Here is a 14718-nt window from a genome sequence, read left to right on the forward strand (position 1 = left end):
GGGGCAGCGCCCCGAGACCGCAACCCCGGTCCAGCACACCCAGCCCCGCCGACGATCGAGGCGCGGGGCCCGGGGCAGCGTCCCGAGACCGCAACCCCGGTCCGGCACACCCAGCCTCGCCGGCGTTTGAGGCGCGGGGTCCGGGGCAGCGCCCCGAGGCGTGGGGGCGGTCGGCCGCCGGTTACGCCTCCCGCGCCCCGCGGAGCGGTACCGCCAACTCGGCCAGGGCCCGCTCCAACGCGTGGAGGTGGGCCAGCACCGGGTGTTCCACGTCGGCGGCGTGCGGCACCGCGACAGCCGCACGCGCGAAGGGCACATCCGCCGTGAGCACCCCCACCGCAACCTCCACCCGCTGACACGCGGCAGCGAGCCGCGCGTCGTGCGAGGCCTCCGGATCCGCGGCGACCGACGCCAACCCCCGTACCTCACGCGCACACTCGTCGAGCAACGCCAGCACCCGCCGCGCCCGCCCCTTGCGCGCCTTCATCGGGCTCAGCGGATGCACCAACGGCGCGAGCGAAAGCCGTACGCGCCCCAGGATGTGCTCCAGCTCGGCGACCCGCGGCCCCGGATCGGCCCCCGCGTCCCCGGCAAGCCGCGCCGCCGCCTCGGCGGTGCACGCGTGCACGCACCGCAACGCCCGCTCGACCCACGCCTCGGTCACCGCGTGCGTCGTCACCGGCATCAGCACCAGCACCGCGAGCACCGCGCCCAGCGACCCCACCGCCGTCTCCCCCACCCGCAGCGCCAGCAGCGCCGGGTCGAGCACGCCCAACAGCCCGTACAGCATGCTCGCCATGACGGTGACGGCGAGCATCATCCACGTGTACGAGACGTGCGCGGTGTAGAAGATCCCGAAGACGCTCACCGCGACGATCACGGCCGCCGCCACCGCGTGGTCGTGCAGCGGAACGGCGACAACGAACCCGAGCACGATCCCCAGCACCGTCCCCAGGAACCGCCGAAACCCCCGCACCACCGTCTCGCCTCGCGACGTCGTCGCCACGAACACCCACCACGTGGCGCCCACCGCCCAGTACCACCGCTGGTCCGAGAGCAACTGGCCGACGCCGAGCGCGAAGGCCGCCCCCACGGTCGCCTGCACGGCCTGCCGCGTCGTGATCCGCGCGAGCCCCGTCCCCCCGGTCGGCGCGGGCACGCCCACCGGCGCCGGGAGCCGCCGCTCGTAGCACCACACCCCGAACCGGACGACGGCCGCCGCGCCGAGCGACAGCAGCACGGCGACGTACAGCTCGGGCAGTTGGCGCGGCACCGTGTGCAGGAATTGCGCGGTGAAGAAGGTCATGAAGGCGAAGACGCCGAGCGAGTGCCCGCGCGGCCCCCACCGCCGCGCGTACACCCCGGCCCCCACGACGGCGAGGAAGGCGAGGTCGCGGGCGACGGGCGCGTCGTGGAGCAGCGCCGCCACGGCGAGCACCGGCAGCCCGACGACCGGCAGCAGCGCCGTCGTGACGGCCTGCCCGCGCACGGTCGGGTCGGTGACGGTGAACAGGGCGAGCAGCGCGGCGAGCCCGCCGGTGATCGCCCCGGTCAGCGAGTGTCCGACCGCCCCGCACAGGGCGACCGCGAGCCCGATCCCCAGCACGCCCCGCGCAGCGAACCGCAACCGGATCCGCCCCGGGTCCGCCGCCACGAACGCCCTCTTCAGCAAAGTGCCCCTCCCGCTCCACGCGCTGACATGAGAAAGGCGCCGCGGAGACCCTTCCGGGTCCGCAGCGCCATCGACTGCTCATATCTCAGCACCTGGGGGCCTCTGGTTCAACAGAGGCCGCTGGCGCTGAGCCATTGGCTCAGCACCCCGCCGCCACCCCACCGTCTCGCCGGGCCATCTGCCCACCCGGTCAAGAGGCCGCCGCCGCACGGCACATTTCCCGGCGACTGAGCCCGCAGTGCGGGGTGTTGGTGAAGTGACGGTGAAGCGGGTTTCGACCGCCCCGGACCGGCAACATCCCGCCCGTGACTCACCCCAGCGACGGCATTCCAAGAAATGCCCCATACGGTCCCGACGGGGCATATCCCCCGCCTCCGCCCCCGCAACCGCACCCTCATCAGCAGCGCCCCCATCCCCACGGGTACGACGGGTACGACGGCTACGACGGAAATCCGCCCCCGGCGTACCGCTCCGAGCCCGAGCGCCCGTACGAGCCCGTGCCGCACACCGGTTACGGCCAGAACGCCGGGTTCACCGCGTCCGGGCGTCCGCTGCGCAACCGCCGCGGCGGCGGTGCCGATCGGCTCGCGCTGATCATTCACACGCTGGCCGATATCGCCGCCATTTTCCTCGGACTGTGGATTCTGCTGTATTTGCTCGACGCGAATCAGTCGAATGTGTTCGTCGATTTCGTGCACGGTGTCGCCGATTGGCTGGCCGGCTGGTCGCAGGACATCTTCACGATGGACACCGAGGGGCTGCGGGTCTTCTTCAACCACGCGCTGCCCGCGGTGATCTACCTCGCGGTCGGCCACGGTGTCGCCGCCTGGATCCGCCGCCTTTGAGTCACTCCCCCGGAAGTCCGGGGGCTACGGACGCCCGACGCCCGCGCCTCCCCCGCGTTCCACGCCGCTCAGCACCTCCGCGTGCAGCGCGGCGAGGCCGTCGGGCGGCACGGGCACCGGGCTGCCGGTGAGGGTGTACCACTCGTCGGCGCCGGTGTACTGGACGGCGATCCGGGCGCGGCCTCCGGTCTCCCGGCTCGTGGTGACGGTGAGGTCCCCGGTGATGACACCCACCTCGTCGGTCATGGCGCCGCCGGGCCCCGCGTGCACCTCGCCGGTGAGGGACTCGTCGCCCGTCACGCGGAGCACGTCCCCAGCATCGTCGTCAGCTCCGCCTTCTCGGCCTCGGTGACCGTCAGCTCGTACGTCGACTTCACCGACACCCACGACCTGCCGTACGTGCACCAGTAGCCCTTGTCCTCGGGCTGCCACTCGTCGGGTCCCTGGTCGCCCTTGGAGCGGTTGGAGTGGGCGGACACGGACAGGAGTTGGGGGTGCTTCAGGTCGTTGGCGAACGCCTTCCGCTCTTCCTGGGTCCACTTGTCGGCGCCGGAGCGCCAGGCGTTGGCGAGCGGCACGGTGTGGTCGATGTCGAGGTCGCCCGAGTCGGTGAACTTCTGGCCGTCGTAGACGCTGACCCAGTTCCCGGAGACGGCCCGGCACTCGTCGTCCTGCTTCACGTCCTTGCCGTCGCGCTTCAGGACGGCTTCGCGGGTGGTGCAGCCCTCGCCCTGCTCCTCCCAGTGCGGGAACTTCTCGCGGCTGTAGCCGGACATGGAGCCGTGCGGCGCCACCTTCAGTTCGGCGAGTTCGTCGCGGGCCCGGTCCGCGCTCGGCACTCCGGGCAGGGTGCCTTCCTGCGCGGGGGCGCCGCCGGACGCGGTCGCGCTCGCCGACGCCGAGGGGCTCGCGTCCCGCGCCGAGTCGTCGGAGGAGTCACCGCCCACCCCCTGGCATCCCGTGAGCAGCAGCGCCGCGAGCGCGGCCGGCACCACCGTCCGGCTCAACTGCCCGACCCTCGTACGTCCCTGAACCCGCATGCCCCGCTACTCGCCTTCCCTCGACCGCTTCGAACATACGCAGCGTACGCGGCGGTCGACGGGGCGTCAGGAACCGGGGCGCGGCTCAGTGGGTCGCGGCTCAGTGGGTCGCGGCTCGGTGGGTCGAGGCGAGCAGCTTCAGCACGTCGTCCGTCGTTCCGGTCTCGCCGAGGCGCGGGAAGATCCGCTCGACGCTGCCCCGGTGTCCTTCGGCGTCGAGGTCGGTCATGGCGTCGGTGGCGAGGGTGACGTGGTAGCCGTGCTCGTGGGCGGCGCGGGCCGTGGACTCGACGCCGATGCTGGTGGCGACGCCGGTCAGGACGATCTGCGTGACACCTCGACGGCGCAGGTGGAGGTCGAGGTCGGTGCCGTAGAACGCCGACCAGTTCCGCTTGGTGACGACGATGTCCTGCGGGTGTCCGGCGAGCGCGTCGGTGATCTGGTCCCAGCCCTCGGGCATGGCACGGCCGCTGCCCGGGGTCTCGGTGCGGCCGGGCGTGGCGTCGGAGCCGTCGGCGGCGAGGGTGACCCGGACCAGGACGACCGGGAGTCCGGCGGCCCTGAAGGCGTCGGCGAGGCGGGCGTTGCGGTCGACGACGTCGGGCAGGGTGTGTGGGGCGCCGGAGACACCCATGAGGCCCTTCTGGAGGTCGATGACGACGAGGGCGGTCTTGGGGTCGAGGGTGCTGAGAGACACGTGAACTTCCTTGTGGTTGTGCTGTGTTGAGAGACAAGGGGAGGTAGAAGGGGAAGTAGAAGGGGAGGTAGAAGGGGAAGTAGTACGGGGGTCAGTCCTGGCCCACCCTGCGCACCGCCCGGTCGGCCACGGTCACCAGGAGCAGCAGCACCGACACCACGACGAGCATCCAGGCCAGTTCGTGCAGTCCGGCCGTGTCGGCGCCGGCCTTGAAGAACGCGGCGTTCGCGGCGGAAGCGAGCAGGGCGCCGAGGTAACTGAAGGTGCGCAGCAGTCCGGCGGAGGCGCCGGTGCGCTCCGGGTCGGCCTGGGCGTAGAGGGCGTTCTGGTTGGCGAGGCCGACGAGGCCCTGCGGGATGCCGAAGACGGCGCCGATGACGACGAGCAGCCAGATCGGGCTGGCGGAGCCGAGGCCCAACAGGGCGGACACGCCGACCAGTTGGGCGATGCCGCCGACGATCAGTTTGCCGCGCACCTGCGGGTGGCGGCCGGTGAGGACGGTGACGCCGATGGCCACCAGGGACATCGGCAGGAGCAGCAGTCCGGCCTGTTCGGGGCCGAGGCCGCGGCCGTCCTGGAGCCACTGGCTGTAGCCGTAGAGGAACGCGTACGACGTGGTGTAGGCGAGGAGTTGGCGCGCGTACGTGGCGAGCAGCGGGGTGTTTCCGCTGAGGACGCGGAGGTCGATGAACGGGTCGGCGGAGGCCAGCTCGCGGCGGGCGAAGACGGCGCCCGCGACGGCGCCGATCACCAGCAGGTACCAGTGGCCGGTCCCCGGCGACGTAAGGAACAGCATGAACGCGGTGAGCGATCCGGCGAAGAGCAGCATGCCGGGCACGTCCGCCGAGCGGACGGTGTCGGTGTCCGCACCCGCCTTGACGTGCTTCGGCAGTCGCAGCGCGCCCAGGACGAGGCAGGCGAGCGACAGCGGCACGTTGATCGCGAAGATGAGGTGCCAGCCGCCGAGGCCGATGAGCACGCCGCCGAGGGTCGGGCCGATGACGGCGATGACCTGGTTGGAGACCGAGAGCGCGGCGAGGATGCCGCTGGGGCTCTTCATGCCGGTGCGCTCGGACTCGGTGCGCAGCAGGTACATGGAGGCCGGGTACGCGGCGGAGGTGCCGAAGCCGAGGAGGACCCGGGAGACGATCAGCACCCAGAAGCTCGGCGCGAGTACGCCGAGCAGGCCCGCGAGGCCGACGAGCGCCGTGCCGAGCAGGTAGAGCTTGCGCGGCCCGAACGCGTCGACGAGCCGGCCGATGACCGGCTGCCCGACGGCGGTGGCGAGATAGAGCGCGGAGACGAGCCACGCGGTCTGGGACGGCGGGACGCCGAAGGCGTGGCCGATGGGGACGAGCGCGACCGCGAGCATCGACGAGTTGATCGGGTTGAGGATCGACCCGAGGATCATCGGCGCGACGAGCCGCCGGTCGAAGCCTTCGGCCGAATCCCGGTGGCGCAGGCTCCGGACGCGCTCGGCTATGCCACTCACGCCTGGACCACCTCGTCGAGCAGCGCCATGGCCGTGATCACGGCCCGCAGCTGCTCCTCGTCGCCGTGTTCGGCGAGCCGCCCGGCGAGCCACGCCTGCCGGGCCTTGCGCACACCTTGCCTGCGCTCGCGCCCCGCGTCGGTGAGCGCGACCACGCGGCGCCGCCCGTCCTCGGGGTCGGGGTGCCGCTCGACGAGGCCGCGCTCCTCCAGGGCGATGACGTGCTTGGCCATGGACTGCGGCCGCACGTTCTCGATGGCGGCGAGGTCGCTGGCGGTGGACGGCCCGTACTTGTCGAGCCGGGAGAGCACGGACGCCTGCGCGGGCGAGAGCTCGCCCTCGGGGTCCACGTCGAGCGCCATCAGCTTGCGGCGGAGCCGGCTGATGATCACCCACACCTCGTCGGTGGCCCGCGCTGCGAGCTCCTCGACCGATGCGTTGTCGTCGTTCATGCCTCCACGGTAAATCGACAGCCCAGACTGTGCAACTTGGGCTGCACAGTCTGGACTGAAGAACATCTACTTCAGATACGGCCCAGCGGTACCCACCTTCCCCGGCGCCGCGTTCTTGCCGCCCAGGTCGAGGACGTACACCCGCAGGTTCCCCTTGCCGGGCGCGGCCGCGGTGAGTGTGCCGTCGGTGACGGTCCTGGTGTCTCCGGTGACGGCGTCCTTGTACGTGCCGTTCGGGATGTTCCGGAAGGTGGCTCCGTCGGTGACGTTGACCAGCGCGAAGCTGTCGACGCCGGTCGCCGCGTCCGTGTAGCGCCGCTTGTACGCCATGTTCCCGGAGATGTCGGCCGTCGAGTACTGGCCCATTTGCAGGGCCGGCACGGCTCGGCGGATCTGGTTGAGCCGCTGGACGTGTTTGACCAGGGGCTGCTGGAGGGTGGTGGCGACGGCGCCGGACGCGCTGGAGACCGTACCGAAGTCGGAGGCGGTGACACTGCCCTCGACCTTGTCGCCGTAGTAGGCGCGGCCGGTCGTCGCGAGGGCGCACGTCGTACCGCAGTCGATCTTCTGACCCTTCTGGAACTCGGTCTCCGAGCCGTAGTACAGCGTCGGGATGCCGCGGAACGTCCACATCAGCGACATGTTCTCGGCCCACGCGTCCGTTCCGCCCGCGTAGCGTTCGCTGCTCTTGTTGGGGCCGTAGTCGTGGCTGTCGACATAGACGACGTTGTAGGTGGCGTCGTTCGTGGAGTCGTCTGAGTCCTTGCCGTTGTTGTACGCGTTGGAGGCGTCGCCGAAGTTCATGTGCATGCGCATGTCGATGATGTTCATGCCGGAGAACTTGCTGTGGTCGGGCGCGTGGTACGTGTTTCCGTCGAGGAAGGCGTTGGTGGACGTCGGCTGGTTGCCGGTGCCCAACTGCTCCTCGTAGTCGTACTGTTCGAGGGCGGCCAACGCGTCGTCGGCGGCGTACTCCTTGCGTTCCTTCCAGGTGTAGAACTGCGCCGAGTGGTTCACGGAGCCGCGGTTCCACTTGTCGTTGACGAAGGCGGCGACCTCGCCGAAGACGAAGAAGTCCTTGGCCTTGGCGGCGCCGAAGCGCTGCGTGACACGTTCCTCGATGGCGGGCAGGAAGCGGCGGTTCCAGGTGACGCGCGGAATGTGTACGGCGGTATCGACGCGGAAGCCGTCGACGCCCATGTCGATGTACTTGTTGTAGGCGCCGATCAGGTAGTTCTGCACCTGCGTGTTCTCGGTGTTGAAGTCGGCGAGGTCCTCGTGCAGCCAGCAGGAGCGGGAGTCCTCGCCCTCCCAGTTGCCGATCCAGCAGTTGTGGTAGAGCGCCTTCGGGAACATGCCCGAAGTGGGGTTCGGCCATTGGCAGTTGTAGATGGTGTAGCCCTCGGGGCTCTTGGCGCCGGTGGGCCTGCCCCAGTTGAGACACGTGTTTCCGGTCGGCTCGGCCGTCGACCACATGTCTCCGTTGTAGTACGACTTCCCGGAGACCGGTTCCACGGTCAGGCCGTCGTACTCGAAGCCGTCCTGCTTCTGGTCGTAGTACCAGCTCCACTGCGAGTCACGGACGCCGTACACGGTGGGGGTGAACAGGCCCTTGGCGCCCCAGCGCGAGGAGTGGTTGTAGACGACGTCCTGGTAGATCTTCATGCCCTTGGCGTGCGCGGCGTCGATGAGGTCCTGGTAGGAGGCGCCGGCGGATTCGAGGCGCGGGTCGACCTTGTAGAAGTCGTAGCCGTGATAGCCGTGGTAGTCGTAGTCGGAGCGGTTGAGGACGACCGGGGTGATCCAGACGGCGGACATGCCGAGGCCCTTGATGTAGTCGAGCTTGTCGACCAGGCCCTTGAAGTCGCCGCGGAACATGGGGTCGTTATTCGCTTCGTTGCCGGTCTTCTTGTGCTGGCTGCCGCCCCGGTTGTTGCTGCTGTCACCGTCGTAGAAGCGGGCGGTGAGCACGAAGTAGACGGGGTCCTTGCGGGGGTCGCCGCCGAGCGGAGTACCTGTCGTCTGGGCCGGCTTCTCGCCGGTGGTGGCCCTGGCCTCGGCGCTCGCGGTCGATGTGTTCCCTGCGGCGTCGAGTGCCTTCACCGTGTACGTGTATGTGGTCTTCTCCTCAAGTCCCGTGTCGGAGTACACGGTTGAGGTGACGGGGATGACGGCCGCGCCCTTCGTGCCTCCGGTGCGGGTGACCTGGTAGCCGGTGACACCCGTGTCGTCGGTGGCGGCGTCCCAGGTGAGGACGGTGGCGGTGCCGGTCGCCGTGGCCTTGACGTTCTTGGGCGCTGAGGGCGCGGTGGTGTCGGGGGCGGTGGCCGCGCACGGGTCCTTGGCGGACTTGGTGGCCGTGCCGCCCTTGACGGTGTTGAGGCCCTGGCCGAGCTGGTAGTTGGCGCCCTTGTTGTTGTCCCAGGTGCCGTTGCCGTTGTTGAAGGTGGCCTGCCAGGTCGTCGCCGCACCGAGGTCGACGGTCCGCTTCACCCACCCCGTGCACGCGGCCTCCATGCCGACGCCCGGGGCGGTGGTCCAGGAGCCGCCGGTCGGCGCCCAATGCAGGTTTGTCACCGGCCAGTTGATGGTGGTCGTGTCGTAGTAGACGGTGGCGGAGTTGCCCTCGGCGGGCGGGGTGTCGGCGCACGGGTCGCTGTGGGCCACGACGCCGTCCTTGACCGTGATCAGCCCTGTGCCCAGCTGGTAGTTGCGGCCCCCGTTGTTGTCCCAGGTGCCGTTGCCGTTGTTGAAGGTGGCCTGCCAGGTCGTCGCCGTACCGAGGTCGACGGTCTTCTTCACCCACCCGGTGCACGCGGCGTCCATGGTGACGCCGGGCACGGTGGTCCAGGAGCCGCCGCTGGGGGCCCAATGCAGCTTGTACGTCGACCAGTTGGTACTGGTCGTGGAGTAGTAGACGGTCGCCGTGTTGGCGGCGGCGTCGGCGGCGCGCGCCGTCGAGGTGCCCAATGGGGCGCCGGGCAGGAGGGTCACCACGAGTGCGGCGATCAGGGAGAGCACCGCGACCGCCGGATTGCTGCGCGGTCCGCGGCGCGTGCTTCTTCGTAAGAACAGGGAGCGGCTCAAGGTGACTCCTCGGTCGGGGCCGCGATGGTGTGTGCGGCCGGAAGGGGGTGGAGCGCGTCCGGCCGCCCCCTCGTGCTCCTGACAGGGGACGGCCGGACGGGTGGGTGGACGGGGTTCCGGTCAGCGGGTGAAGACCGCGACCGAGCGGGCGGGCACCTCGAAGGTGCCGGAACTCCTGTCGTACGTGGACGACTTGACGGCCCCGTCCGCGCCCTCGGCCTGCACCGGGTGCAGCCGGTAGCCCGCACCGGACGCCGCGGCGACCGTCTGCTTCTGCCGCTGCGGTGTCGCGTTGAACACGATCACGAGGTCGCCGAGGCGCATGGTGACGACGCCGGGTGTCTCGTCCTTGCCGGCGAGCGGGAAGGAGAGTTCCCGCTGGACCTGCGCGGACGTGGACAGGTGGAAGGCGGGCTCGGCGGTGCGGATCTTCAGGAGGTCCTGGTACGCGGCCGTGGTCCGCTCGATGTCCGGGCAGCCGGGCACCTTCACCGACGCCAACAGGGGCTTCGCATACGGCCACTTGGCCTTGTTGTCGGCGGCCATCGGCAGCCCGCGCCCGAAGCCGTTGCCGTCCCGGCAGTCCCAGTGGATCGCGTTGAACCAGTCGCCGCTGTCGAACGAGTTGCGGTCGAGGGACTTCGAGCGCAGCAGGTCGGTGCCCGCCTGTGAGAGTGCCGGCCCCTGGGAGAGCGCCGCCGTCGCCATGGCCAGGACCTGCATGCGCGAGCGGTCCGCCGTGCTCGTCGACGCGGGCAGCTTGTACGTCAGCGCGTCGTACAGCGACTCGTTGTCGTGCGCGTCGGCGTAGGCGAGGGCGTCGCCGGGGGCGTCCGCGTACCCGGCGGGCGCGCCGTTGTAGTCGACGTCGGAGCCCTTGACCTCACGTCCGCCGGTGTCGGTGAAGCGGTAGTCGGCGAGGTTGCCCGACAGGCCCACCTTGAGGAGGTCCTGGTAGTGCAGGAGGCGGGCCTTCTGTTCGGCGGAAGTACCGTTCGCCTTGGAGGAGTTGGGGTCGGTGTAGAGGCCGGAGGCGAAGCCCTGGACGCCCGGGTCCTCGTCGAACGGGGAGCCGCCGCGCACCGCGTCGCGCGCCCGGTCGGAGAACGTGGCGATGCCGGTGCCCGCCATGTTCTTCTGCGTGGCCTGCTCGAAGCGGGCGTCGTCGGCGACCTCGCCGAAGTTCCAGCCCTCCCCATAGAGGATGATCTTCTTGCCGTCGACGCCGTCCTTGTCGAGGGTGAGCGCGTCGAGGGCCTTGCGGACGGCGAGGATGTTGGCCTTCGGGTGGTGTCCCATGAGGTCGAAGCGGAAGCCGTCGACCTTGTACTCCTTCGCCCAGGTGACGATCGAGTCGACGACGAGCTTGCCCATCATGGTGTTCTCGGGCGCCGTGTTGGAGCAGCAGGTGGAGTCGGCCACCGAGCCGTCGGCCATGAGCCGCTGGTAGTAGCCGGGCACGATGCGGTCCAGGACGGACGTCTTGTCCTGTCCGGCGGCCGCCGTGTGGTTGTAGACGACGTCCATGACGACCCGCAGCCCGTCCTCGTTCAGCGACTTGACCATCTGCCGGAACTCGACGGTGCGCCGGGTGCCGTCGGGGTCGCTCGCGTACGAGCCCTCGGGGACGGTGTAGTGGTACGGGTCGTAGCCCCAGTTGTAGGCGTCCTTGCCGGCCGCTTTGCCGACGCACTCCTGCTGCTTGTCGCTGTCGGGCGCGTAGGACTTCAAGTCGCAGCCGGGGGTGGCCTGTTCGGACTTATTCTCCGGGATCGTCGCGATGTCGAAGGCCGGGAGGAGGTGCACGTAGGACGTGCCGGACTTCGCGAGCGCGCGCAGGTGCTTCGTCCCGTCGGTGTTGTGGTCGGTGAAGGCGTTGTACGTTCCCCGGTCCTTCGCCGGTGTCGTGCCGTCCTCCGCCGAGAAGTCCCGGACGTGGAGTTCCTGGATCTGCGCGTCCTTCATGGGTACGGCCTTGGGCTTGGTGAGGCCCGACCAGCCGTGCGGGGCGAGGGACTTGTCGGCGAGGTCGACGACGAGGCTGCGCTCCGAGTTCGCGGTGAGTGCCACGGAGTACGGGTCGGTGACCTTGTTCGTGACGAGTCTCTGGACGCTGGGAGCCCACACCTGCACGGCGTACCGGTACTCCTCGCCGCGCCACGCCGCCGCGACCCCGGTGGCGGACCAGACACCCGTCCGGTCGTCGCGGCGCATGGGCACCGTCTTCCCGCCGAGTTCGAGGGACACGTCGCGGGCGGTCGGCGCCCACACCGAAAGTGTCACCTTGCCGTCCTTGAACACCGGTCCCAGGGTGGCCTTTTCGGCGGCGTCACCGTACTCGGCGTCGAGGGCGCCCGCCGTCTGCACGCCGGTCGCCGCAAGGAGCGCCCCGTTCGCGGCCCGCTGTGTGGCGACGAGCTGTCCGCGCAGCGCGTCCCGCACCCGGTCGCGGTCGCGCGGGTCGACGGTGAACGCCGGATAGTCCTTCAGGTGCGGGTACTTGGCCTTCTGCGCGTCGCTGAGCGCGCCGGGGTCGAGGCGCAGCCAGTGGCCCTCGCTGCTGAGCGCGCCGTCATCGACTTCGATCCCGCCTTCCGGCGCGTACACGAGTTGCTGGCTGGTGGCGGCGGTGGCCTTCACCTTCCAGACGACGGTGTCGGAGTCGATCCACTGCGCCTCGGACTTCGCCAGGTCGAGGTCCGTGCCCGAACCCACCGAGGGGAGAAGGTAGTTGGTGTCTCCGGAGTTGAGCCACACCTCCTTGCCGTAGGTGGCGAAGTCGAGGGAGCGGTCGGTGGGGATGTCCTTCTCGTCGCCCTTGTGGAGGATGTAGCCGAGGGAGGTCGCGCCGTCGGCGAGGGGTACCTCGAAGGTCAGGCCGTACGCGTCCTCGCCCGTCGGCTGCAGCGGCTTGGACCAGTCGGTGGGGTTGGCGGCGCCGGTCCAGGTGTGCAGGCCCCAGCCGTCGTAGTCGCCGTCGGGGCGGTGCACGTGGATGACGGCCTTCTTCGCGTCCTGCGGCGGGTAGGCGCCGTCGGGCCTGCTCGTGGCCTGCGCGTCCTTGCCCTGCTCGACCCAGACCTCGCCGGTCTTCCCGAGGTCGATGGTGCGTTGCGGCCCTTCCGCCGTTCCGGACTTCTCGACCGTGTACGTCACCGAGCTCGCGCCGTCGGGCACCTTCACCCAGGCGAAGGCGCCGTAGGCGTCCCGGCCGACGAACTTGGCTGTCTGGTCACCGGACTTGAGGGTCCAGCCGTCGTAATCGCCGTCCGCCCGCTTGTAGTGGACGACCGCGTGGTCGCGGTCCACGGCGGTCGGCTTCTCGGGCGCGGGCGGCTGCCCCGCCGTCGTGTCGGCGAGGGCGCTCGCGGTGCGTCCGGCGCGGTCCACCACAACTGCCTTGTACCGCAGGGCTGTTCCGGCCGACACCGTGTCCGGGACGGCTTGCGTCATCTTGTACGGTGCGTGGTCGACGGAGCCGAGGGTGCGCCATTTGCCGTTGCCCACCTGGGCGGCGAAGACGACGCGGGCGGACGATGTGTCGCCCGGGTCGGCGGAGAGGGTGACGGTGCCGGTGGCTCCGGCGGCCGGGGCCTTCAGGGTCAGGGTGGGCTTCGCCGCAGGCGCGGGGAGCTTCGACTCGGCGCGCAGAACGAGCGAGGACAGGGCGGGGACGGTGACCTTGAGGCGGCCGTCCGTCGCCACCTGCGCACCCGAACTGCCGTACAGCGCCCGGAACTTGGCGGACTCGATGGGCAGCTCGACCGTCTTCGCCTCGTTCGCGTTGTTCACGGCGACGACGTACTCGCGGTCGTCGCCGGTCCGCGAGAACGCGTACACGGAGTCCTTCGCGTACAGCTCCTTCTGTGTTCCGTCGGTGAGCGCCGGGTTGTCCTTGCGGAGCTTCGCGAGCGCCGCGATCGACGTGAACAGCGGGTGCTTCGTGTCGTACGCGGAGTCGGCGTGCGTGCGATCCGTCCCCAGCTCGTCGTCGTCCAGGTAGTCGGCGACCTTCGAGCCGAACATCGCCTGGCGGGCGTCCTTGTCGCCGCCGGCGCCGGTGAAGCCCTGTTCGTCGCCGTAGTAGACGACCGGGTTGCCGCGCGACAGGAACATCAACTCGTTGGCGAGCCGGTCGCGTTGGAGGAGTTCGGCGTCGGACGCCTTCGGGTTGTCCGCCTTGAGGAAGGTGCCGAAGCGGCCCATGTCGTGGTTGCCGAGGAAGGTGACCTGCTCGTACGCGTTCGCCTTGTCGGAGGCGTACTTGTAGTCGTCGGCGAAGACCTTGGCGAGCTTGTCGGCGGGGGCGCCCTGCGAGGCGTAGGCGCGGGCCGCGTCCTGGAACGGGAAGTCGAGCGTCGCGTCGAGGCGGCCCTCGGTGACGTACGGGGAGGTGACGTCGGGGTCGGCGGAGTAGACCTCGCCGAACATGAAGAAGTCCTTACGGCCGTGCGCGGCGGCGTACTTGTCGAGCGCCGTCGCCCACTGCGTCCAGAAACCCATGTTCACGTGCTTCGTGGTGTCGATGCGGAAGCCGTCGACGGCGAAGTCCCGCACCCACTTCTCGTAGATCTTCTCCATTCCGGAGACGACCTCGGGGCGTTCGGTCCACAGGTCGTCGAGGCCGGAGAAGTCTCCGTAGGTGGTGGACTCGCCCTCCCAGGTCGAGTCACCCCGGTTGTGGTACATCGTCGGGTCGTTGAGCCACGACGGGACCATCTCGCCGGTGTTCTTGGGCGTGTACGGGAAGGAGTCCCTGTCGACCTTCGCCGAGACACCCTTGGCGTCGTCGAAGGGGCGGCCCTCGGTGTCGAGGTACGGGTAGGCGCCCTTGGGGCGGTAGCCGTACTTCTTCTCCGCGTAGTCGACGGTGTCGGCGGTGTGGTTCGTGATGACGTCGAAGAAGACCTTCATGCCCTTGGCGTGCGCCTTGGAGATCAGGGTCTTGAGGTCGGCGTTGCTGCCGAAGTGCGGGTCGACCTGCGTGAAGTCGGTGATCCAGTAGCCGTGGTAGCCGGCCGACGCGTCCTTGCCCTCGCCCTGTACCGGCTTGTTCTTGAAGATCGGGGCCAGCCAGATGGCCGTCGTGCCGAGGTCCTTGATGTAGTCCAGGCGGTTCGTCAGACCCTTGAGGTCGCCGCCCTGGTAGAAGCCCTTGTCCGTCGGGTCGTAGCCGGTCGCGAGGCGTGAACCGGTGAGCCCGCCCTGGTCGTTGGCGGCGTCGCCGTTGGCGAAGCGGTCCGGGAGCACGAAGTAGAACTGCTCGCGTGTCATGTCGTGGCGGGCCGGTTCGGCCGCGAGTTTCGCGTCCGAGGGCGGCGGGGGCGGCTCGGCGGCGCGGGCTGCCAGCGGCTGGGCGAGGGTCACGAGGAGGGCTGCGGCCGCGGAGTACGCGGCGGCCCGTCTGCACGGTATGCGGCTCACGGCGCGACC

Annotated in this window: 9 protein-coding genes; 1 reads left to right on the top strand and 8 read right to left on the bottom strand. The window is 70.0% G+C overall.

The window, feature by feature from the left end; genetic code table 11:
• Positions 1 to 181 precede the first annotated feature (181 nt).
• Positions 182 to 1672 carry an FUSC family protein gene (locus RBJ65_RS18820; RefSeq protein WP_306317347.1) on the bottom strand — a complete coding sequence of 497 codons (1491 nt, stop codon included), beginning with the start codon at positions 1670 to 1672 and terminating at the stop codon, positions 182 to 184.
• A gap of 497 nt (positions 1673 to 2169) precedes the next feature.
• Here RBJ65_RS18820 and RBJ65_RS18825 point away from each other — a divergent pair, with 497 nt between their 5' ends.
• Positions 2170 to 2517, top strand: a complete 348-nt coding sequence (locus RBJ65_RS18825; RefSeq protein ID WP_372341201.1) for a hypothetical protein — start codon at positions 2170 to 2172, stop codon at positions 2515 to 2517.
• A gap of 24 nt (positions 2518 to 2541) precedes the next feature.
• Here RBJ65_RS18825 and RBJ65_RS18830 read toward each other — a convergent pair whose 3' ends face one another.
• The 7 genes from RBJ65_RS18830 to pulA all read right to left on the bottom strand — a co-directional run bounded on the left by RBJ65_RS18830 (position 2542) and on the right by pulA (position 14709).
• Positions 2542 to 2763, bottom strand: coding sequence for a hypothetical protein (locus RBJ65_RS18830; RefSeq protein WP_306317627.1), 222 nt, complete (start codon positions 2761 to 2763; stop codon positions 2542 to 2544).
• Positions 2764 to 2813: 50 nt separating this feature from the next.
• Positions 2814 to 3557, bottom strand: a complete 744-nt coding sequence (locus RBJ65_RS18835) for an HNH endonuclease family protein (RefSeq protein ID WP_306317348.1) — start codon at positions 3555 to 3557, stop codon at positions 2814 to 2816.
• A gap of 100 nt (positions 3558 to 3657) precedes the next feature.
• Positions 3658 to 4254 (bottom strand): hydrolase, encoded by a 597-nt coding sequence (locus RBJ65_RS18840; protein ID WP_306317349.1) that lies wholly within the window; start codon positions 4252 to 4254, stop codon positions 3658 to 3660.
• Between the two features lie 91 nt (positions 4255 to 4345).
• Positions 4346 to 5746, bottom strand: a complete 1401-nt coding sequence (locus RBJ65_RS18845; protein ID WP_306317350.1) for an MFS transporter — start codon at positions 5744 to 5746, stop codon at positions 4346 to 4348.
• Positions 5743 to 6198 carry a MarR family winged helix-turn-helix transcriptional regulator gene (locus tag RBJ65_RS18850; protein WP_306317351.1) on the bottom strand — a complete coding sequence of 152 codons (456 nt, stop codon included), beginning with the start codon at positions 6196 to 6198 and terminating at the stop codon, positions 5743 to 5745. The genes RBJ65_RS18845 and RBJ65_RS18850 overlap by 4 nt, the downstream gene beginning before the upstream one ends.
• 66 nt (positions 6199 to 6264) lie before the next feature.
• On the bottom strand, positions 6265 to 9195 hold the full coding sequence (locus RBJ65_RS18855; protein ID WP_306317628.1) for a carbohydrate binding domain-containing protein: 2931 nt from the start codon (positions 9193 to 9195) through the stop codon (positions 6265 to 6267).
• 210 nt (positions 9196 to 9405) lie between these two features.
• Positions 9406 to 14709: a pullulanase-type alpha-1,6-glucosidase gene (pulA, locus tag RBJ65_RS18860; RefSeq protein WP_372341202.1), complete on the bottom strand. Its 5304-nt coding sequence runs from the start codon at positions 14707 to 14709 to the stop codon at positions 9406 to 9408.
• Positions 14710 to 14718: the final 9 nt, after the last annotated feature.

This window comes from Streptomyces sp. KL109B (genome assembly GCF_030766935.1).
Classification (GTDB): Bacteria; Actinomycetota; Actinomycetes; order Streptomycetales; family Streptomycetaceae; genus Streptomyces.